Genomic DNA, 20,212 nt, shown 5'->3' with positions numbered 1-20,212 from the left:
CTTGCGCCCCATGAAGCTCCTGCTCAGCCTCCTGCTCGGATCGATCTGCCTGCTGCCCCTGGCCGCGGACGCCCAATGGCAATGGATCGACAAGAACGGCAAGAAGGTCTTCAGCGACCAGCCGCCGCCGACCGACATTCCCGAGAAGAACATCGTGCGTCGCGCCGGCCCGCCGGCGCGCACCGGCTCGGGCGTGGCGGCGCCCGAGGGCACGGCCACCACCGACAAGGGCGCCGAGGCACCCGCGGCACCAGCCGCGCCGAAGGCGCCGACGGTCGACAAGGACCTCGAGGAAAAGACAAAGAAGGCCGAGGCCGACGAGAAGGCCAAGCAGGCGGCCGAGGCCGCGAAGCTCGCCAAGGCCAAGGCCGAGAACTGCAGCCGCGCCCGCGAGAGCAAGGCCACCATGGACAGCGGCATGCGCATCGCGCGCGTCAACGCCAAGGGCGAGCGCGAGATCCTCGACGACAACCAGCGCGTGGCCGAGCAGCGCCGGCTGCAGTCGGTGATCGACAGCGACTGCAAGTAAGCCGCGCTAAGGGGTTCAGTACCCCGCCTTGCCGCCCTTGCGCCGGTTCGCGAACAGCCCGGTGCCGCGCGCGCCCTGCTGCTGGAAGCGCTCGCGCCGCGCCACCTTCGGGTCGACCTCGAGCGCGCGGCACAGCTCGACGCGGTCGCCGTCTTCGAGCGCATCGTCCCAATCGGCGGTCCGGCCCCAGATGCCGGGCGTCATCGTCTCGCGCCAATCGAGCGCGGGAAAGCGCTGCATCAGCGTGCTGGCGCGGATCGCATCGTTCACGGTGGCGCCCGCTGCCAGGCGCAGCGGCTCCTCGAACACCTCGCGCGGTGCCGGCGAGCAGCTCAGGGTCACCTCGATCATCGGTGCTTCAGGGCGCGCCGTAGACCTGCTCGGCGCGCTTGACGAAGGCCTCGACCAGGCTCGAGGCGATGGTGTCGAACACCGGCCCCACGAGGGCCTGTAGCGCGAAGTTGCTGAAGCCGTAGCTCAGGTGCAGCTCGACGCGGCAGGCGCGTTCGCCGCCCTCGCCCACCGGCACGAATTTCCAGTGGCCGTCGAGGTTGGAGAACGGCCCGTCGACCAGCTTGAGCTGCACCTCGCGGCCGGGCACGTGGGTGTTGCGCGTGGTGAAGCTCTGGTGCAGGCCCGCGAAGGCCAGGCCGACCTCGGCGGTCATGCCGGCCTCGTCCTGCTCGATGACGCGCGCCTTGTCGCACCAGGGCAGGAACTGGGGGTACTTCGCCACATCGGTGACCAGCGCGTACATCTCTTCGGCGCTGTACCAGATGAGAACGGACTTGTTGACTGTTTTCATTGAATCGGATCGAGAGACCGATTCATTGTAGGGAGCCTCCGTGGCTCCCTCCTCTCGCCGGACGAGAGTCCGCCGCTTCAGCCCGAACGCGACCAGGCCGCCATCAACGTGTTCGAGGGCTGCGTCTCGTCGAGCAGCTTGCGTGCGGTTTCGACGCCGGCCACCGGCAGGCCCTTCGGATCGAGCAGTCCCACCTGCACCAGCACGCTGGCCTGGTCCCAGTAGATGTGCTCGTGGTAGAGCTTGTCGCCACGGAACTTCACGATCGCCACCAGCGGAATCTCCACCGGCCTGCCCGTGGGCGCCACGCCCGGCAGCAGCCAGTCGATCTCGCAGGTATGGGTGAAGCTGAACAGGATCTCGTCGACGATCTGCGTCGCGCCCACGGTGCGCGAGATCGGCACGAGCCGCGTGTCGGGCGGATTGCTGTTCACGAAATGGTGCTGGTAGAAGCGGCTCAGCATCGCGTGCCCCACGCCGCCGGTCATGGTCGGGATGTGGTTGACGTAGGGCTCGGCCACCATGGTGGCCATGGTGTCGGCCACGTTGCGGGTGGCGAACTCGTACTCGCAGTGCTTGTCCCACAGCGCCGAGAAGTCGTAGTGCGGCCCCATCTCGCGGCGGAACGCGGCCACGCTGCGCTCGTGCGCCATCAGCGCCGAAGGCTTGTGGTAGTGGTCGCCGCCCAGCCGTGCGAAGGCATGGTCGACGCCCGGATAGACGTAGAGCTCGCAGCCCGGCCGCGCGACCAGCGTCTCGACGATGCGTGAGCGCGCCTCGGGCGGGCAGAAGCCGTCGAGCTCGGGGATGTGCAGTACCAGCCGGCCCTGGATGCGGTCGGCCTCCTCGAGCCGCTGCTCGATGCCCACGCCGTAGTAGCCCACGCAGACGTCGGCGTCGGTGCGGCAGGCCGCGAGGTAGGCGAGCTTGCCGCCCATGCAGAAGCCCAGCACGCCGGCCTTGCCCTGCTGCTCGGGCAGCGAGCGCAGCAGCGCCAGCGAAGCGGCCACGTCCTCGGTGCCCTTGTCCTCGTCGAAGCCCTTGTAGAGCGCGAAGGCCTTCTGCCAGTCGTCGGGCGCATAGCCGAGCTCGACCTCGGGCTGCTGGCGCCAGAACAGGTCGGGCGCGAGCACCACGTAGCCTTCTTCCGCGTAGTAGTCGGCCACCTGCCGCATGGTGGCGTTGACGCCGAAGATCTCCTGCGCCAGCACGATGCCGGGGCCCTTGCCCGAGGCCGGGGTGGCGAGGTAGGCGCGGAAGCTGCCGCTGCCGTCGATGGCCGGCACCTGCAACCAGCGGCCCTTCTGAGCTGTCATGTCTTTCTCCTTGTTCCGAATCTCTGAGTCGTGGGGTGGTACGGCCGGCGCTCAGGCCGGCACGCACTCGTCGCGCAGGGTGGTGAACTGGCCGCAGGCATAGAGCAGCGGCAGCCCCTGCGCGTCGGTGATGCGCGCGGCCTTGACCTCGCCGATCAGCATCGCGTGGCTGTGCGCCACCATCATCTCGTCGACCACGCAGTCGAACACCGCGAGCGCGCCGCGCAGCACGGGCGCGCCGGTCACCAGCGTCTCCCAGTGCGCGGAATCGAAGCGCTCGCCGGCCTCGCCCTGGCGCGAGAAGGCCAGCGCCAGCGCCGACTGGTCGAGCGCGAGCAGGTTGACCGCCATGCGGCGGCTCTGCGCGATGGTGCGGAAGCTGCTGCCCTGCAGGTTGACGCAGGCCAGGATGCGCGCGGGCTCGGCCGAGAACGAGGTCACGGCCGTGGCCGTGAGGCCCACGGGCGTCTGCCCGTCGGTGCTCGTGACCACGGTCACGGCGCCGACCAGGCAGCGCATGGCGCGCCGGAAGTCGCCCGCGCCCACGTTGGGTTCGCAGCGCAGCGACTCGATGGCCCGGAACTCGCCGCGCATGGTCAGGCCGCCTCCGGTTGCGGCGCCAGCGAGCGCAGGTAGGCGCTGCTCGCATCGGGCGTCATGAAGAACTCGGCATAGTCGCGCGGATCGTTGAAGCCGTTGACGAAGCGCCGTGCCACGGCCGCGTTGCCCTGGGCCGCGCCCAGCACCTCGAGCACGTGCGGGGGCGGCGGCTGCAGCATCGCGTTGGTCCACTCGACGACGTGGCGCGCATAGCGCCAGTAGCCGTCGAAGGCCGACTGCATGAAGTCCGCGTCGAAGGCGCCCTCGCCCTGCGCCAGGATGGCGCGCAGGTAGGCATCGGCGCACTTGGCGGCGTTGTTCGAACCCTGGCCAGTGATCGGGTCGTTGAGGCACACCACGTCGCCCATGCCGAGCACGGCGCGGCCCGAGGGCAGCCGCCCGACCGGCTTGCGCACCGTGGGCGCGAAGCGGCCGGCCAGGATGCCGTTGTCGTCGGTCAGGCGCACGTCGCGGCAGCGTTCGGCCTCCCAGGGCGTGAAGGTGTCGAGGATCGACAGCGAGCGCTCGAGGTGCTGCGCGGGCGTCTTCACGTCGGCCCAGCAGTCCATCGGGCCGCCGGGCACGCCCTCGAACACCATGATCTCGCACGGCCCGGTCACGGTCAGCGCGGGGAACACGAAGTACTCGCCGACGCCGGGGATCAGGTTGAAGTTGACGGCTGAATGCTCGGGGCGCGGCGTCATGCCGTGCACGTAGGTCAGGGCCAGCGCGCGCTGCGGCTTGTCGTAGGGCGAGCGCTGCGCGTCGCGTTCGAACATCTGCGCGATCTCGCCCTTGCCGGCGGCCACGATCACCAGGTCGTGCGACTGGGTCCAGCGCTCGAGGTCCTCGATGCCCGCGTCCTGGAACAGGATCTGCCCGCCGCGTTCCTCGAAGGTCTTCATCCAGGCCGGCACCTTCACGCGCTGGTCGACCGAGCGCGCGGGCGCGTCGAGGCGGTGCGACCAGCCGAGCAGCTTCTCGCCGGGCTTCTCGGGATGCGGCACGGCGAAGCCGATGCCCTCGACCGGCGGGCAGGCGTCGGCCCATTGGTCGATGCCGAGGTCGCGCTCGATCTGCAGGCTGGCGTCGAACATGCACTGGCTCGACATCACGCGGCCGGTGCGGATGTCCTCGGCGCTGCGGTTCGAGACCACGGTCACCTCGTGGCCCTCGCGCTGGAGGCCCAGCGCCAGTTGCAGGCCCGACTGGCCCGCGCCGACGATCATGAAACGGCGCGGCTTGGCGCCCTGCGATGCGATGTTGCTCATGGGTATGCCTCGTTCGTGGGTGGGATGATGAAAGGGATGCGCCGGCCGCCTTCAGGCCGCGAGCTTGGGAATGGCCGGCTCGCCCTGCTCCGGGCCCAGGGCCGAATAGCCGCCGTCCACGGCCCAGTCGGCGCCGGTGACGAAGGAAGCCTTGTGCGAGCACAGGAAGGCCACCACGTGGCCGACCTCGACCGGGTCGCCGACGCGGCCGAGCATGTGGAAGGGCCGGGCCACCGCGTCGGTCTTGGCGCGGTTGCCGCCGGTGAGCTGGTCCATCACGGCCGACCAGGTCCAGCCCGGCGAGACGGAATTGACGCGCACGTTCATCGCCGCCAGGTCCAGCGCCATGTTGCGCGTGAGCTGCACCAGCGCGGCCTTGCTCACCGGATAGAGCCAGCGGCCGGTCTGGGCCACGCCCGAGGAGATCGAGGTGAAGTTGACGATGGCGCCGCCGCCCGCGGTCTGCATGAAGGGCAGCGTGGCGCGCGCCATCATCACGGCCGAGACCACGTTGACGTCGAGCGCGGCCTGCCATTCGCCGCGTGGCGAGGCCAGGCCGTTGTCGAGGTAGCTGCAGGCCAGGTTCACGAGCGCGTGGATGCGGCCCTCGGCATCGGCCGCCTGCTCGACGCAGGCCTGCACGGCGGCGTCATCGGTGATGTCGGTGGCGATGAATTTCGCACCGATCTCGCGCGCCACCGCCTCGCCGCGCGCCACGTCGATGTCGGCCAGCACCACGCGTGCACCGGCATCGCGCAGGCAACGGGCCACGCCCGCACCGATGAGGGTCGCGCCACCGGTGACGAGCACCGTCCTGTCCTGCAAGTCCTTGTCGCTCATGCCTTTTCTCCTGGTTGGTCCCGTTGTCAATTGCTTGCAGTTACTTTAGATTTGAAGGATTCAGACCCCAATCCGGATTGCGCAGCCGCTGTCCGCAAACGCATTTATTCGCTGCCCCCACGCCGCCCCGCATGGAACACGCTGTCGCTGCATCGGCCTCGCTTCCCCTGTCGCGCTATGCCGTCATCGCCACGCCCGACCTCGACGAGGCGCGCGACGAGGTGGCGCGCATCTTCTGTCCGCACCGGCTGCACCTCGGGCACGGCAGCTCGCGCTTCGACGCACGCCACCACGTCGCGCCGCTGGGCGACATCTCGCTGAACTACGTGCAGTACGGCGCCGAGGTCGAGATCGATCCCGGCTGCCTCGGCGACTTCTATCTGCTGCAGATCCCGCTCAGGGGCAACGCCCGCATCGAGTGGGCCGGCCAGAGCTTCACCTCCGACGCGCACCGGGCCTCGCTGGCCTCGCCGAGCCAGCCGCTGCGCATGCGCTGGGGCGACGACACGCCGCACCTGATCGTGAAGATCGGCAAGGCGGTGGTGCAGCGCCACTGGGAATCGCTGTGCGGCGAGGCGGCCGGCGCGCGGCCGCTGGAGTTCGAGCCCGAGATCGCGCTCGACGAGGGCGCGGGCGCGAGCGTGAAGCACCTGGTCGAATTCCTCGCGCAGGAGCTCTCGTGCGGCCGCACGCCGCTGACCACGCCCTTCCTGGCCCAGGCCGAATCGGGCCTGATCCACACGCTGCTGGGCCAGTTGCCGCACAACCAGAGCGCGCGCCTGGGCGCCGAGCGCGGCGACGTCTCGCCGCGCGCGCTGCGCCGTGCCCGCGAGTACATCGAGGCCCACCTGCCCGATGCGCTCACGGTCGACGAGATCGCCTCGGCCAGCGGGCTGTGCGTGCGCAGCCTGCAGGTGGCCTTCCGCCAGCATGCGGGCCAGACGCCGATGGCCTACCTGCGCGAGCGGCGGCTGCTCGCGGTGCACGAGCGCCTGAGCGAGCCGGGCGCCGACACCACCGTGACCTCGGTCGCGCTGCAGTTCGGCTTCGCCCACCTCGGGCGCTTCGCGCAGGACTACGCGCGCCGCTTCGGCGAATCGCCCCATCGCACGCTGCAGCGGCAGCGCTGAAGGTCCCCGCGGCCACTTTCATAGAATCCACGCCCTGTGCATGCCGGGCGGTTGTCCGGGCGCCATGCGCCCCCAAATGACAACGATGGCCACCAAGAAACAAGACACCTCCTCCCGCATCGCCGACAACAAGAAGGCGGCGTACAACTATTTCTTCGAAGAACGCTTCGAGGCCGGCATGGTGCTGGAAGGCTGGGAAGTGAAGGCGCTGCGCGAAGGCAAGGTGCAGCTCACCGACGGCTACGTGGTGATCCGCGACGGCGAGATGTTCGTGCTCGGCTGCCAGATCAACCCGCTCAAGAGCGCCTCGACCCACGTGACGCCCGACTCGGTGCGCACCAAGAAGCTGCTGCTGCACAAGGAAGAGATCCGCCGCCTGACCGGCAAGGTCGAGCAGAAGGGCTACACCCTGGTGCCGCTGAACCTGCACTGGAAGGCCGGCAAGGTGAAGTGCGAGATCGCGCTGGCCAAGGGCAAGGCCGAGCACGACAAGCGCGACACCATCAAGGACCGCGAAGGCAAGCGCGAAGTCGAGCGCGCGATGAAGAGCCGCAGCCGCTGAGCCGCGGCGTTCGCGCTTTTTTTTGCGCGGCCATGGAATAAACGCGGCGCCGCGGGCGTTCATGCAGGTGTCGCCGGATCGTCCGGCGCCACAACCAGGAGCTCTTCCATGCCGCTGACCTCGCGCCGCCTTCCCTTCCTCGCCGCCACGCTGCTGGCCGCCGGTTTCCTCTCGCTGCCCGCCGCGGCCCAACCCAAGGCCGCCGACGGCGCCCTGGTCGGCCCCAACGGCATGACCCTCTACACCTTCGACAAGGACACGGCCGGCAACGGCAAGTCGGTCTGCAACGGCCAGTGCGCCACCAACTGGCCGCCATACATGGCGGCCGATGGCGACAAGGCCGCGGGCGACTTCAGCATCGTCACGCGCGACGACGGCAAGAAGCAGTGGGCCGCCAAGGGCTGGCCGCTGTACTACTGGATCAAGGACACGAAGCCCGGCGACAAGACCGGCGACGGCGTCAACGGCAGCTGGAAGACCGCCAAGCCCTGAGCCCGGGCCTTTCCGCCTTCCATGGACGCCCGCCAGCTCGCCCCGCACATTCCCGGCCTGCGCCGCTATGCGCGCGCGCTGACCGGCAATGCCTGGGCGGCCGACGACCTGGTGCAGGACACGCTCGAGCGTGCCTGCAGCAAGTGGCGGCTGTGGGTGGCGGGCAGCGACCTGCGTGCCTGGCTGTTCGCGATCATGCACAACCTCTTCGCGAGCCAGGTGCGCCGCGCGCCGCCGCCGCATGCGGCCGTGTCGCTCGACGAACTGCCGCTCGAACAGCAGGGCGGCGTCGATCCCGGCCGCGACCACGGCGTGCGCCTCGACCTGCAGCGCTGCCTGCTGCAGCTGCCGGAAGAGCAACGCGCCGTGCTGCTGCTGGTGACGCTCGAAGACCTGTCCTATGCCGAGGTCGCGAAGGTGCTCGGCATTCCGCTGGGCACCGTGATGTCGCGGCTGTCGCGCGCCCGCGTGCGGCTGCAGGAACTGCTCGACGGCGCGGCCGTAGCCGGCACGTCGGCGGGCACACTGGCGGGCAGTGCGGCCCCGCGCCCCGGCCTGCGCCGCCTCAAGTAACGCCATGAACCGCCCCGCCCCGCCCCCTTCCGACGACGAACTGCACGCCTGGGTCGACGGCCAGCTCGCGCCCGAGCGCCGCGCCGCCGTCGAGGCCGCGCTGGCGGACGATCCGGCCCTCTCGGCCCGGGTCTCGCTCTGGCAGGCGCAGCGCGACACGCTGCGGCAACTGCATGCCGAGCTGCTCCATGAACCCGCGCCGGCCCACCTGTCGGCCGTGCTCGAACGCGAGGCCGCGCCGCGCGACGGCTGGTGGCGCTGGGGCGGCATCGCGGCCGGCCTGCTGGTCGCCTTCGGCGCCGGCTGGCTCGGCAATGCCCAGTGGAGCGCCACCCAGCGCCCGGGCACCGCGCTGGCGCGTGCGCCGGCGGTGCGCGAATTCGTCCATGCGGCCTCGCTCGCGCACCAGATCTACACGCCCGAGAAGCGCCATCCGGTCGAGGTCGCCGCGGCCGAGCAGCAGCACCTGGTGCAGTGGCTGTCGCGGCGGCTCGACCGGCCGCTCAAGGTGCCGGACTTCTCGACCCTGGGCTACACGCTGGTCGGCGGCCGGCTGCTGCCCGGCGAGAACGGCGCCCGGGCCCAGTTCATGTTCGAGGATGCGGCCGGCGAGCGCGTCACGCTCTATGTCGGCCAGCTCGATCCCAAGACCGCGGGCGCCAAACCGCCCTCCGCGCCCGAGACCGCGTTCCGCTTCGCCACCGAGGGCGCCGTGCCCAGCTTCTACTGGGTCGACCAGGGTTTCGGCTACGCGGTGGCCGGCCGGCTGCCGCGCGAAACCCTGATGAAACTGGCGACGCTGGCCTACCGGGATCTGTCTTGAGCGCGGCATACACTCGGCCGGTTCGCGCATGCATTCCCTCATTTCCATGTTCGCGATCACTCAACGAAGGAGAAACTGCATGAAATTGCTCAGCGCCTCGATCCTCGCGGCCGCCCTGCTCGCCGGCTGCGGCAGCATGTCCAACCAGAGCGCCAGCGCGCCCGACACCCCGACGCGCACCGCCGACGGCGTGCTCGTCGGCCCGAACGGCATGACGCTCTACACCTTCACCAAGGATGCCGCCGGTTCGGGCACCTCGGCCTGCAACGGCCAGTGCGCGACCAACTGGCCGCCGCTGGGCGTGGCCGAGACCGCCCGGCCGATGGGTGGCTACACCATCATCATCCGCGAGGACGGCAAGCGCCAATGGGCCTACAAGGGCTGGCCGCTGTACTACTGGGCCAAGGACGCCAAGCCGGGCGACAAGACCGGCGACGGCTTCGCCAACGGCGCCTGGAAGCTCGCGCGTCCCTGAGACCGCGCTCGTCACCCCGGGGCTCGCGCCCGGGTGATCCACGCCACGAAGGCGGCCCGCAACGGCCGCCTTTTTCGTTTCCGGGCCCGGCGCGCACAGACGGCAGAATGGCCCGATGCCTTCGAATGCCAATCTCGACGCCTTCGCCGCCCTGCTCCCCCTGGGGCTGATCACCGACGAACAGCACGATGCCGTGCTGGCCCACCCCGGCTTCCCCACGCTGGCGCCGCTGCCGAGCCCGGCCCATGCGCTGGACTGGATGCAGCAGCAGGGGCTGATCGATCCCGTGGCCTCGCACGTGATGCGCATCCAGCTCGACCGGCGCGTCGAGCGCAACGAACTCGACCGCGGCACGCGCGACGAGGCCGCGGAGGTCGCCGAGCAGGCCGAGGCGCTGCACCGGCTCGGCGAGCGCGGCATCGTGCGCGAGGCCGTGCTCGCGCTGCACGCGGACGGCCGCCTCGACGCCGAGGCGCGCGACGAGGCGCTGGAGCGCGTGCCGGTCAGCGGCGCCGCTCCCGACCCCGAGGCCGCGCACGCCTGGCTCGACCCCGAGCCCTTCGAGGCTCTGGTTCTCCAGGGCCTGGTCGACGCGCCCCGGCTCGCCATCGCGCGCGCCCATCCCGAATACGCGAGCCTGCCCAAGCCGCCGACGCCGGCCCATGCCTATGCCTGGATGCGGCTGCGCGGGCTGCTGCCGGCCGAGAACGAGGACCAGGATGCGCTGATCGAGCGCATCGTCGCGACCCACGGCGATTCGATGGCCGAGGACGCGGAGGACACGCTCGACGAATCCGACGAGCTGCTCGAGGCCGGCGCGCTCGGCCTCTCGCATGCGGTGGTGCAGGCACTGCGCGACGACGGCCTGCTCGACGCCGAAGACCTCGAGGAGGCGCTGCCGTGGGTGCCGCTGGTGTCCGACCAGCGCGCCGATCCGGCCACCGCCCTCGCCTGGCTGGTGACCGACGGCTGGCTCGAGGAAGAACGCTTCGAGGCCATCGCCGCACGCGTGGAGTCCGAGCCGGCCTTCGTCGGCGCGGACGAGCGGCGGCAGATCGTCGCTCAGGCGCGCGAACGCATCGCGGCCGAGAACGCGAGTTCGAAAGTCATGGCGCGCAAGCGCTCGACGGGGCTGCGGCCCCCGCGCTGGCTCGGCGTGCTCGCGGTGATCGCGATGATCGGCGCGGCGGGCGCGTACCTGTGGAAGCTGAGCGCCCTGCCGGCCTGCAACAGCGACCTCGCGCGGCGCGAACTCGACGGCCTGGTATCGAGCACCAGCAACGACGAGCGGCTGCGTTCCGAGCCCGGCGTCGAGGCCCGCGTGAGCGCGCTGCACGAGATCGGCTTCCTCAAGGCCGACAACGTGCGCGGCTGCCTGGCCACGCTGTCGCGCGACGGGAAGACCGAGACCATCGGTTTCACCATCGGGTCCGACAGCGGCGGCTCGAACGGCGACACGGTGGTGCGCGGCGCCGAGGCGGCGATCGTCGAGGCGCGCTTCGGCGCGCTCGATGCCGAAGGCCGCCCGCAGCACAACGCCGAGCCGGTCGGCCGGCTGGCGCTCGCGGACGCGCTGCGCGAAGGCGTGGACAACCTGGAAGCGCGCATGCGGGCGCCCAAGAACCTGCAGGAACGCCTGCGCGCGCTGCGCGAAGCGCCGCTCATGGCGATCGATCCGGACCCCAGGCTCACGCTGACCGAGATCGAACCCGCCGGCGCCTGCCAGGCCGGGGACGGACAGCAGCAGGTCTGCCCGGTGGTGATGGTCTACGACGACCGCCGGCTCGGCGCGCTCGGCGGCGTGCGCCCCAGCAATGCAGCGTCGCTGCCGCTGCGCGCCGAGATCACGCTGGCGCCCGACGACACCGGCATCTGGCGCGTGGCCGGCGATTTCGAGCGCAGCTTCGCGATGGCGGTGGTCGAGGCGCGGCTCATGAAACAGGGCGTGAGCGATGCCGCGCTGGGACCGCTCGAACTGCCCGAACCGCCGCCACCCCCGCCGACGCTCGTGATGCCGAAGCTGCCGCCGCCCAAGACGCGATAACCCGCGCGCCGATTGGCGCGCTCAGTGCGCGCCCGGCACGGCCTGGTCGGCCACCGTCGTGCGCCGACCGCGCAGCGCCAGCAGCTCGTTGAACAGCAGCGCGCCGATCACCATGGCGCCGCCGGTCAGCACGCTGGGGGCCGGCCTCTCGTTCGCACCGAGCCAGGCCAGCGCGATGCCGAAGATCACCTCGAGCAGGGCCAGCAGCGCCACCTCGGGCGCCTTCAGCACACTGGCGCACAGCACCGACAGCACGCAGGGGATCGCGAGCTGGAACAGGCCGAGAAAAGCCAGCAGGCCGAGGTCGTGCGCGCTGGCGCGGAACGGCATGGCCAGCGGCAAGGTGGCGAGCGTGCACAGCACGGCGCCGATCAGCACCGCGGGCACGAGGTCGATGCGCTGGCCCTTGGCCTGCGCATGCTGCACCACGGTCCAGTTGGCGGCGCCGGCCAGCGGCACGCACAACGCCACCAGCGTGCCCAGCAGCGATCCACCCGCACCACCGAGCAGCTGCGCGCCGTACATCCATCCGATGCCCAGCCCCGCCACCACGATGGCGAGCCAGGTGCGCGCCGGCAGCCTGTGGCCGATGAACAGCCGCGCCGCGAGCGCGGTGAGCAGCGGCCCGAGCGACATGGTGACCAGCACGCTGGCGGTGGACGCCAGCGTGAGCGCCACCATGAAGGCCGTGAACATCACGGCCCAGCACAGGCCCGAGATCCAGAGCTCGCGCCCGCCGGCCAGCAGCGCGCGGAACACCTTCGGCCCGCGCCACAGCGGCAGGATCGCGCACAGCGACAGCACGGTGAACAGGCCGCGCCAGAAGGTGATCTCGAAACTGTGCGCGCCCTCGAGATGGCGCGTGACCATGCCCGCCGTGCCCCACATCAGGGTCACGGCCACCATCAGCCCCACGGCGCCGCCGTGGGTCAGGTGCAGGGGCATGGCGCGGAGGCGGTCCTCAGACGGCCGATTCGCGGCTCGCGCGCTTGCGCTCGTGTTCCTTGAGGAAGCGCTTGCGCAGGCGCACGCTCTTGGGCGTGATCTCGACCAGCTCGTCGTCCTCGATGAACTCGACGCCGTATTCGAGCGTGAGGTCGATCGGCGGCGTGATCTTGATCGCGTCTTCCTTGCCCGAGACGCGGAAGTTCGTGAGCTGCTTGGTGCGGGTGGCGTTCACCACCAGGTCGTTGTCGCGGCTGTGGATGCCGACGATCATGCCTTCGTACACCGGATCGTTCGCCTTCACGAACATGCGGCCGCGGTCGTCGAGCTTGCCGAGGGCGTAGGTGAAGATTTCACCGTCGTCCATCGAGATCAGCACGCCGTTCTTGCGGCTGCCGATCTCGCCCTTGTGCGGTTCGTAGCTGTCGAAGATGTTGCTGATCAGGCCCGAACCGCGCGTCAGGTTCAGGAATTCGTTGGTGAAGCCGATCAGGCCGCGCGCCGGGATGCGGTACTCGAGGCGCACGCGGCCACGGCCGTCCGGTTCCATGTTGACCAGTTCGCCCTTGCGCTCGCCCAGGGCCTGCATCACGCCGCCCTGGTGCTGCTCCTCGATGTCGGCCGTCACCAGCTCGATCGGCTCGTGCTTCTCGCCGTTGACGTTGCGGAACACCACGCGCGGCTTCGAGACGGCCATCTCGTAGCCTTCGCGGCGCATGTTCTCCAGCAGGATGGTCAGGTGCAGTTCACCGCGGCCCATGACCTCGAACACGCCTTCTTCGTCGGTCTCGTTCACGCGCAGCGCCACGTTGTGCTGCAGTTCCTTCTGCAGGCGGTCCCAGATCTGGCGGCTGGTGACGTACTTGCCTTCGCGGCCGGCCAGCGGGCTGGTGTTGACGCAGAAGTTCATGGTCAGCGTGGGCTCGTCGACCTTGAGCATCGGCAGCGGCGCCGGGCTCGCGGGGTCGGTCACGGTGACGCCGATGCCGATGTCGGCGATGCCGTTGATCAGCACGATCTCGCCCGGGCCGGCTTCGGTGGCCTGCACGCGGTCCAGGCCCTGGAAGGTCAGCACCTGGTTGATGCGGCCCTTGACGGACTGGCCGTCCGGGCCTTCCATCACCAGCACGTCCATCATCGGCTTCAGGGTGCCCTGGCTGATACGGCCCACGCCGATGCGGCCGACGAAGGTCGAGAAGTCGAGGGCCGAGATCTGCAGCTGCAGCGGCGCGGCCGGGTCGCCCTTCTGCGAGGGCACGTGCTTCAGGATGGTGTCGAACAGGGCCGACATGTCGGGACCCCACTGCTCGCCGGGCGCGCCCTCTTCGAGCGAGGACCAGCCATTGATGCCCGAGGCGTAGACCACGGGGAAGTCGAGCTGTTCGTCGGTCGCGCCGAGCTTGTCGAACAGGTCGAAGGCGGCGTTGACCACCTTGTCGGGGTTGGCGCCGGGCTTGTCGACCTTGTTCACCACCAGGATCGGCTTCAGGCCCAGGGCCAGTGCCTTCTTGGTCACGAAGCGCGTCTGCGGCATCGGGCCTTCCTGCGCGTCGATCAGCAGCACCACGCCGTCGACCATCGACAGCGCGCGTTCCACTTCACCGCCGAAGTCCGCGTGGCCGGGGGTGTCGACGATGTTGATGTGCGTGCCCTGCCAGGTCACGGCGCAGTTCTTCGCCAGGATCGTGATGCCACGTTCCTTTTCGATCGCGTTGTTGTCCATCACCGTGTCGACGACCTTCTCGTGCTCGGCGAAGGTGCCCGATTGGCGCAGCAGCTGGTCGACCATCGTGGTCTTGCCATGGTCCACGTGGGCAATGATGGCGATATTGCGGATTTGCTTGGTCATGGTGTCGCTTCGGTCTGTGGTGCGTTCAAAAGAATTTGCTGGATTTCGATGGGGTTCAGCAAGCGCCCCGGGATCAGTTCATGGGCGGCCACGTGGGCCGTGCCGAGGAAGGTCGGGGGCGATTCGCCGAACACCGCGACCCGGGCCGCATCGGCCCACGGCCCGCGCCGACGCAGGCCGGACAGAAAGCGCCCTGCATCCTCGCTGCCCAGCGTGACGATCGTGTGGCCCTCGACCAGGCATTCGGCAGGCAACAACCGGGCCAGCCGCTCGTCCTCGTCCATGGCCTCGAGGGCCTCGAGCGTGATGCACTGGGCCGCCACGAAGCCGCCGGTGGCGGTGCGGCGCAGCGAGCTCAGGTGGGCGCCGCAGCCCAGCGCCTCGCCGATGTCCTCGCCCAGGGTGCGGATGTAGGTGCCCTTGCTGACCGAGGCCTCGATGCGGATGGCATCGGCCGCGGTCTGCGCGATCTTCAGCGCATGGATGACGACGTCGCGCGGCGCGCGCTCGACCTCGATGCCCTCGCGCGCGTATTCATAGAGTGCCTTGCCGTCCTTCTTGAGCGCGCTGTGCATCGGCGGCACCTGGCGGATCGGGCCGGTGAACAGCGCCTCGGCGCGCGCCAGGTCATTGGCCGTGACCTGGACCGGGCGCTCGGCGATCACCTCGCCCTCGGCATCGCCGGTGGCGGTGCGGATGCCCAGCCGCGCGGTGGCGACGTAGGTCTTGTTGGCGTCGAGGTGCAGCTGGCTGAACTTGGTGGCCGCGCCGAAGCACAGCGGCAGCACGCCGGTGGCCAGCGGATCGAGCGTGCCGGTATGGCCCGCCTTCTCGGCGCGCAGCAGCCACTTGGCCTTCTGCAAGGCCTGGTTGCTGGACAGTCCCAGCGGTTTGTCGAGCAGCAACACCCCATGCACAGGGCGCCGCTGCACCCTTGTGCGTGGCGCATTCATGGCTAGTCGTCTTTCGAACGCGAAGCGACGGCCTGCGCGATCAGCGCGTTCATGTCGGCGGCACGCTCGGTGGTGCGGTCGAACACGAAGTGCAGCGTGGGCACGGTATGGATGTGCAGGCGCTTGAACAGGCCGTTGCGCAGGAAGCCCGCGGCCTGGTTGAGCGCTTCGGTGGTCTCGTCCACGTCGCCGGTGAGCAGGCTGAAGAAGATCTTCGCGTGCGCATAGTCGGGCGTGACTTCCACCGCCTGCAACGTGACCATGCCCACGCGCGGGTCCTTCAACTCGCGCGCGATCAGCTCCGTCAGATCGCGCTGGATCTGATCGGCGACCTTGAAGGCGCGGTTGGGAGTGGCGGCTTTTCTTTTGGGCATTGGCGAATGCGGAAGCGTTCCCGGATGTGGAAAGCGCAGATCGCGAAGCTCGGCGCTTCGCGACCTGCGCGTTCGACCGTCCGTTTACAGCGTCCGGGCGATCTCCTTGATTTCGAAGAATTCGAGTTGATCGCCTTCCTTGATGTCGTTGTAGTTCTTGAGCTTGATACCGCACTCGAAGCCTTCGCGCACTTCGCGGACGTCGTCCTTCATGCGCTTGAGCGAGTCGACTTCGCCGGTGTAGACCACCACGTTGTCGCGCAGCAGGCGGAAGTGCGAGCTGCGGGTGACATAGCCCGAGGTGACGTACGAACCGGCCACGGTACCGATCTTCGAGGCCACGAACACCGTGCGGATCTCGGCCGAGCCGATGATTTCCTCGCGGCGCTCCGGTGCCAGCATGCCCGACATGGCGACCTTGATCTCGTCCACCGCGTCGTAAATGATGCTGTAGTAGTTGAGCTGGACACCATTGCCCTCGGCCAGCTTGCGCGCGCCGGCATCGGCCCGCACGTTGAAGCCGATCACCACCGCCTTCGAGGCGATCGCGAGGTTGATGTCGCTTTCGCTGATGCCGCCCACGCCTGCATACACCACCTGCACCTTGACCTCGTCGGTCGCGAGCTTGAGCAGCGATTGCGCGAGCGCTTCCTGCGAGCCCTGCACGTCGGCCTTGATGATGATGCGCAGCGTCTGCACTTCGCCCGCCGACAGGTCGGTGAACATGTTCTGCAGGTTCGCGGCCTGCAGCTTCGCCAACTTGGTGTTGCGGAACTTGCCGGCACGGTAGGTGGCGATTTCGCGCGCACGGCGCTCGTCGCTCATCACCATGAACTCGTCGCCGGCCTGCGGCACTTCGGTCAGGCCCTGGATCTCGACCGGGATCGACGGACCGGCCGTCTTGGTCGGCTTGCCGTCCTCGTCGAGCATGGCGCGCACGCGGCCATAGGTCGAGCCGGCCAGCACCACGTCGCCGGTCTTGAGCGTGCCGGACTGAACCAGCACGGTCGCGACCGGGCCGCGGCCCTTGTCGAGCTGGGCTTCGATGACCAGGCCCTTGGCGGCGGCATCCACCGGCGCCTTGAGTTCCAGCACTTCGGCCTGCAGCAGCACCTGCTCGAGCAGGTCGTCGATACCCTGGCCGGTCTTGGCCGAGACGCCGACGAACGGAACGTCGCCGCCGTACTCCTCGGGCACCACCTCTTCGGCCACCAGTTCCTGCTTCACGCGGTCCAGGTTGGCATCGGGCTTGTCGATCTTGTTGATCGCGACCACGATCGGCACACCCGCCGCCTTCGCGTGCTTGATGGCTTCCTTGGTCTGGGGCATGACGCCGTCGTCGGCCGCCACCACCAGGATCACGATATCGGTGGCCTGCGCACCGCGGGCACGCATGGCGGTGAACGCCTCGTGACCCGGGGTGTCGAGGAACGACACCATGCCGCGTTCGGTTTCCACATGGTAGGCACCGATGTGCTGCGTGATGCCGCCGGCTTCGCCCGCGGCCACCTTGGCGCGGCGGATGTAGTCCAGCAGCGAGGTCTTGCCGTGGTCGACGTGGCCCATGACGGTCACGACCGGTGCGCGCGGCAGGGCTTCGGCGGTTTGCGCCGACACGTCCTCGTCGGTGAAGGCTTCGGGATCGTCGAGTGCGGCAACCACCGCGTTGTGACCCATTTCCTCCACCACGATCATCGCGGTGTCCTGGTCGAGCGCCTGGTTCATCGTGGCCATCTGGCCCAGCTTCATCAGCTGCTTGATCACCTCGGACGCCTTGACCGACATCTTGTGCGCGAGCTCGGACACCGTGATGGTTTCCGGCACGTGCACCTCGATGATGCGGGCCTCGACCGGTGCTGCCGGTGCGTGCTGCTGGTCGTCGTGGCCACGGTCGTTGCCGCGGCGTCCGCGCGGACCGCCGCGCCAGTTGCCACGGCCCACGCCGCCGCTCGCGTCGCCGCGGGTCTTGATTTCCTTCTTCTTGGCGGTGTCGCCGGCCCAGCTCGAGGAGAGCTTGGCCGATTTCACTTCCTTGCCGGCGGCACCGCCGGCAGGCGCAGCCGCAGCACCCGGCGCGGCCGGAGCTCCGGCGCGGGCCGCGGGCGCGGTCGGCTTGTGCAGCGTGCCCTTGACGCCACCGGCGGGCTTGACCTCGGCGACCGGCTTCTCGACCTTGTGCGGCACCAGCACGCGGGCCGGTGCATTCATCATGGCGCGGATGGCTTCGGCTTCGGCCAGAGCCTTGCGGCGGCGCTCGTCGAGATCGCGCGCACGCGCGGCTTCCTCGTCGGCACGGGCCTTGGATTCGGCGGCGGCCTTGGCCTTCGCGTCTTCCTTGGCCTGCGTGGCGGCGGCCTGGGCCGCGGCCTTGGCCTCGGCGGCCTGCTTGGCGGCGACGACCTGCGCTTCCGCGGCTTCCTTCAGCGCGGCGACTTCGGCCTCGGCCTTGGCGGCGCTATTGGCGGAGCTGCGCGCGACCGGCTTGGCCGCTTCGGCGGCCGTCTCGGCCTTCTTCTGGGCTTCCTGGCGAGCCGCCTGCGCGGCTTCCTGGCGTGCCTGCTCGGCCTGTTCGGCCTGCTCGGCGCGTTCGACCTTCTCGCGTTCGCGCGCTTCGGTTTCCTCGCGCTGGCGACGCTTCTCGGCCAGCTCTTCTTCCTGGCGGCGGATCAGCTCGGCCTGGCGGCGGGCTTCCTCCTCGCGGCGGGCGAGTTCGGCTTCATCGATGCGCGGCGCGGCCGGCTCGGCCGGCGCGGCGACGGGCGCGGCGGCAACCGGTGCCGGGGCCTCGACGGCACCCGCGGGGCCTTCGTCGCGCTGGATGAAGGTGCGCTTCTTGCGCACCTCGACCTGGATCGTGCGGGCGCGACCGGTGGCGTCGGCCTGCTTGATCTCGCTGGTCGACTTCTTGGTCAACGTGATCTTCTTGCGCTCGGGCTCGACAGTGCCGTGGCTGGCCTTCAGGAAACCGAGCAGGCGCTGCTTGTCCGACTCGGTCAGCGCGTCGCTGGCGGCCGCTTTGGGCACGCCGGCGCTGCGAAGCTGATCGAGCAAGGTTTCGGGAGTCTTCTTGAGTTCATTCGCGAACTCGGCGACAGTGGTACTGGACATATTCGTTTCGTGCCTCCATGACCATCACTCTTGGCCAGCGAACCAGTGTTCGCGGGCCTTCAAGATGAGGGTTTTGGCGTCATCGGCGCTCAGGCCGGTGATCTCGGTGAGTTCATCGACCGCGAGGTCGGCCAGGTCGTCGCGGGTGTTCACCCCCGCCTCGGCCAGCTTCGGAATCAGGTCGGGGTTCAGGCCTTCGAGGTCGCGCAGGTTCTGCGAGACGGTATCGACGCCCTCTTCCTTGGCGATTTCCATGGTCAGCAGCGCATCCTTGGCACGCGAGCGCAGTTCGTTGACCGTGTCTTCGTCGAAGGCTTCGATCTCGAGCATCTCGGAGATCGGCACGTAGGCCACTTCCTCGAGGCTGGTGAAGCCCTCGGAGATCAGGATGTCCGCGATTTCCTCGTCGACGTCGAGCTTCTCCATGAACAGGCGGCGCGCGGCGTCGGTTTCGTTCGCCTGCTTCTGGGCCGACTCGTTGGCGTCCATGATGTTGATCTTCCAGCCGGTGAGCTCGGAAGCCAGACGCACGTTCTGGCCGCCACGGCCGATCGCGATCGCGAGATTTTCCTCGTCGACCACCACGTCCATGGCGTGCTTTTCCTCGTCCACCACGATGGACGACACGTTGGCCGGCGCCAGGGCGCCGATCACGAATTGGGCCGGGTCCTCGCTCCACAGCACGATGTCCACGCGCTCGCCGGCGAGCTCGTTGGTCACGGCGTTGACGCGCGTGCCGCGCACGCCGACGCAGGTGCCGATCGGATCGACGCGCTTGTCGTGCGAGAGCACGGCGATCTTGGCGCGCGAACCGGGGTCGCGGGCGCAGCTCTTGATCTCGAGCAGGCCCTGCTCGATCTCGGGCACTTCCTGGCGGAACAGCTCGATCATGAACTCGGGGGCCGAGCGCGACAGGATGATCGGCGCGCCGCGCAGCGTCAGGTCGACCTCCATGATCATGGCGCGCACGCGGTCGCCGTTGCGCAGGTTTTCCTTGGCGATCATCTCGCTGCGGCGCAGGCGGCCTTCGACGCGACCGGCCTCGACGATGATGTCGCCCTTGTCCAGGCGCTTGACGGTGCCCACGAAGATCTTGTCGCCGCGCGACATGAAGTCGTTGAGCAGCATCTCGCGCTCGGCGTCGCGGATCTTCTGCAGGATCACCTGCTTGGCGGCCATGGCGCCGATGCGGCCGATCGGCACCGAGTCCACCGATTCCTCGATGTACTCGTCGACCTCGATGTCGGGCATCTCTTCCTTGGCCTCGAACAGCAGGATTTCCTGGTCGGGCTGCTGCAGGCCGGCTTCGTCGGGCACCACGTGCCAGCGACGGAAGGTCTCGTAGTCGCCGCTGTCGCGGTCGACGGCGACGCGGATGTCCACCTCGCCCTGGTACAGCTTCTTGGTGGCCTGCGCCAGCGCGGACTCGACCGCGCCGAAGACGACGTCACGCTCGACGTTCTTCTCGCGCGAGATCGCATCCACCAACATCAACATTTCGCGATTCATGCCACCACTCCTCT

20 protein-coding genes are annotated in these 20,212 nt (G+C 69.3%); 8 read left to right on the top strand and 12 right to left on the bottom strand.

What is annotated here, in order from left to right; translation table 11 throughout:
* The first annotated feature begins 10 nt into the window (after positions 1-10).
* Positions 11-529, top strand: a complete 519-nt coding sequence (locus tag R0232_RS17585; RefSeq protein ID WP_431508884.1) for a DUF4124 domain-containing protein — start codon at positions 11-13, stop codon at positions 527-529.
* Positions 530-544: 15 nt separating this feature from the next.
* Here R0232_RS17585 and R0232_RS17580 read toward each other — a convergent pair whose 3' ends face one another.
* From R0232_RS17580 to R0232_RS17555, 6 genes are all read right to left on the bottom strand, one after another.
* Positions 545-880 carry an RnfH family protein gene (locus tag R0232_RS17580; RefSeq protein ID WP_431508883.1) on the bottom strand — a complete coding sequence of 112 codons (336 nt, stop codon included), beginning with the start codon at positions 878-880 and terminating at the stop codon, positions 545-547.
* 7 nt (positions 881-887) lie between these two features.
* A complete protein-coding gene (locus tag R0232_RS17575) occupies positions 888-1,334 on the bottom strand; it encodes a type II toxin-antitoxin system RatA family toxin (RefSeq protein ID WP_093341784.1) in 447 nt (148 codons plus the stop codon).
* 77 nt (positions 1,335-1,411) lie between these two features.
* On the bottom strand, positions 1,412-2,650 hold the full coding sequence (locus R0232_RS17570; protein WP_431508882.1) for a dienelactone hydrolase family protein: 1,239 nt from the start codon (positions 2,648-2,650) through the stop codon (positions 1,412-1,414).
* Positions 2,651-2,701: 51 nt separating this feature from the next.
* Positions 2,702-3,244: a flavin reductase family protein gene (locus R0232_RS17565; RefSeq protein WP_431508881.1), complete on the bottom strand. Its 543-nt coding sequence runs from the start codon at positions 3,242-3,244 to the stop codon at positions 2,702-2,704.
* A gap of 2 nt (positions 3,245-3,246) precedes the next feature.
* Positions 3,247-4,521: a styrene monooxygenase/indole monooxygenase family protein gene (locus R0232_RS17560; RefSeq protein ID WP_431508880.1), complete on the bottom strand. Its 1,275-nt coding sequence runs from the start codon at positions 4,519-4,521 to the stop codon at positions 3,247-3,249.
* A gap of 51 nt (positions 4,522-4,572) precedes the next feature.
* Positions 4,573-5,361 (bottom strand): SDR family oxidoreductase, encoded by a 789-nt coding sequence (locus R0232_RS17555; RefSeq protein WP_431508879.1) that lies wholly within the window; start codon positions 5,359-5,361, stop codon positions 4,573-4,575.
* Positions 5,362-5,492: 131 nt separating this feature from the next.
* On the opposite strand from R0232_RS17555, the gene R0232_RS17550 reads away from it, so the two are divergent.
* The 7 genes from R0232_RS17550 (at position 5,493) to R0232_RS17520 (ending at position 11,460) form a co-directional block, all read left to right on the top strand.
* Positions 5,493-6,491, top strand: coding sequence for an AraC family transcriptional regulator (locus tag R0232_RS17550; RefSeq protein WP_395347486.1), 999 nt, complete (start codon positions 5,493-5,495; stop codon positions 6,489-6,491).
* An 85-nt stretch (positions 6,492-6,576) separates the two neighbouring features.
* A complete protein-coding gene (smpB, locus tag R0232_RS17545; RefSeq protein ID WP_057591776.1) occupies positions 6,577-7,053 on the top strand; it encodes an SsrA-binding protein SmpB in 477 nt (158 codons plus the stop codon).
* 108 nt (positions 7,054-7,161) lie between these two features.
* Positions 7,162-7,545, top strand: a complete 384-nt coding sequence (locus R0232_RS17540) for a COG4315 family predicted lipoprotein (RefSeq protein ID WP_093341776.1) — start codon at positions 7,162-7,164, stop codon at positions 7,543-7,545.
* Between the two features lie 21 nt (positions 7,546-7,566).
* A complete protein-coding gene (locus R0232_RS17535) occupies positions 7,567-8,118 on the top strand; it encodes a sigma-70 family RNA polymerase sigma factor (RefSeq protein ID WP_431508878.1) in 552 nt (183 codons plus the stop codon).
* A 4-nt stretch (positions 8,119-8,122) separates the two neighbouring features.
* Entirely contained in the window at positions 8,123-8,941 is an 819-nt protein-coding gene (locus R0232_RS17530) for an anti-sigma factor family protein (protein WP_431508877.1), read from the top strand.
* Positions 8,942-9,020: 79 nt separating this feature from the next.
* Positions 9,021-9,416, top strand: a complete 396-nt coding sequence (locus R0232_RS17525) for a COG4315 family predicted lipoprotein (RefSeq protein WP_093341773.1) — start codon at positions 9,021-9,023, stop codon at positions 9,414-9,416.
* Between the two features lie 115 nt (positions 9,417-9,531).
* Positions 9,532-11,460, top strand: a complete 1,929-nt coding sequence (locus R0232_RS17520) for a hypothetical protein (protein WP_431508876.1) — start codon at positions 9,532-9,534, stop codon at positions 11,458-11,460.
* Between the two features lie 21 nt (positions 11,461-11,481).
* On the opposite strand, the gene R0232_RS17515 is transcribed toward R0232_RS17520, so the two are convergent.
* From R0232_RS17515 to nusA, 6 genes are all read right to left on the bottom strand, one after another.
* Positions 11,482-12,405 carry a DMT family transporter gene (locus R0232_RS17515; protein WP_431508875.1) on the bottom strand — a complete coding sequence of 308 codons (924 nt, stop codon included), beginning with the start codon at positions 12,403-12,405 and terminating at the stop codon, positions 11,482-11,484.
* Between the two features lie 16 nt (positions 12,406-12,421).
* Entirely contained in the window at positions 12,422-14,254 is a 1,833-nt protein-coding gene (gene typA, locus R0232_RS17510) for a translational GTPase TypA (RefSeq protein ID WP_093341770.1), read from the bottom strand.
* Positions 14,251-15,207: a tRNA pseudouridine(55) synthase TruB gene (gene truB, locus R0232_RS17505; protein WP_431508874.1), complete on the bottom strand. Its 957-nt coding sequence runs from the start codon at positions 15,205-15,207 to the stop codon at positions 14,251-14,253. The genes typA and truB overlap by 4 nt, the downstream gene beginning before the upstream one ends.
* Before the next feature lie 2 nt (positions 15,208-15,209).
* Positions 15,210-15,581, bottom strand: coding sequence for a 30S ribosome-binding factor RbfA (gene rbfA, locus R0232_RS17500; RefSeq protein ID WP_093341767.1), 372 nt, complete (start codon positions 15,579-15,581; stop codon positions 15,210-15,212).
* 84 nt (positions 15,582-15,665) lie between these two features.
* Complete coding sequence (gene infB / locus R0232_RS17495) at positions 15,666-18,689, bottom strand: translation initiation factor IF-2 (protein ID WP_093341765.1); 3,024 nt, start codon at positions 18,687-18,689, stop codon at positions 15,666-15,668.
* A 24-nt stretch (positions 18,690-18,713) separates the two neighbouring features.
* Positions 18,714-20,198, bottom strand: coding sequence for a transcription termination factor NusA (nusA, locus tag R0232_RS17490; protein WP_093341763.1), 1,485 nt, complete (start codon positions 20,196-20,198; stop codon positions 18,714-18,716).
* Positions 20,199-20,212 lie beyond the last annotated feature (14 nt).

The sequence above is a fragment of the Variovorax sp. DAIF25 genome, from assembly GCF_050711835.1.
GTDB lineage: Bacteria > Pseudomonadota > Gammaproteobacteria > Burkholderiales > Burkholderiaceae_C > Variovorax.
Note: the sequence above shows the minus strand (reverse complement) of the source record. Positions and strands in the feature narration are given on the sequence as shown.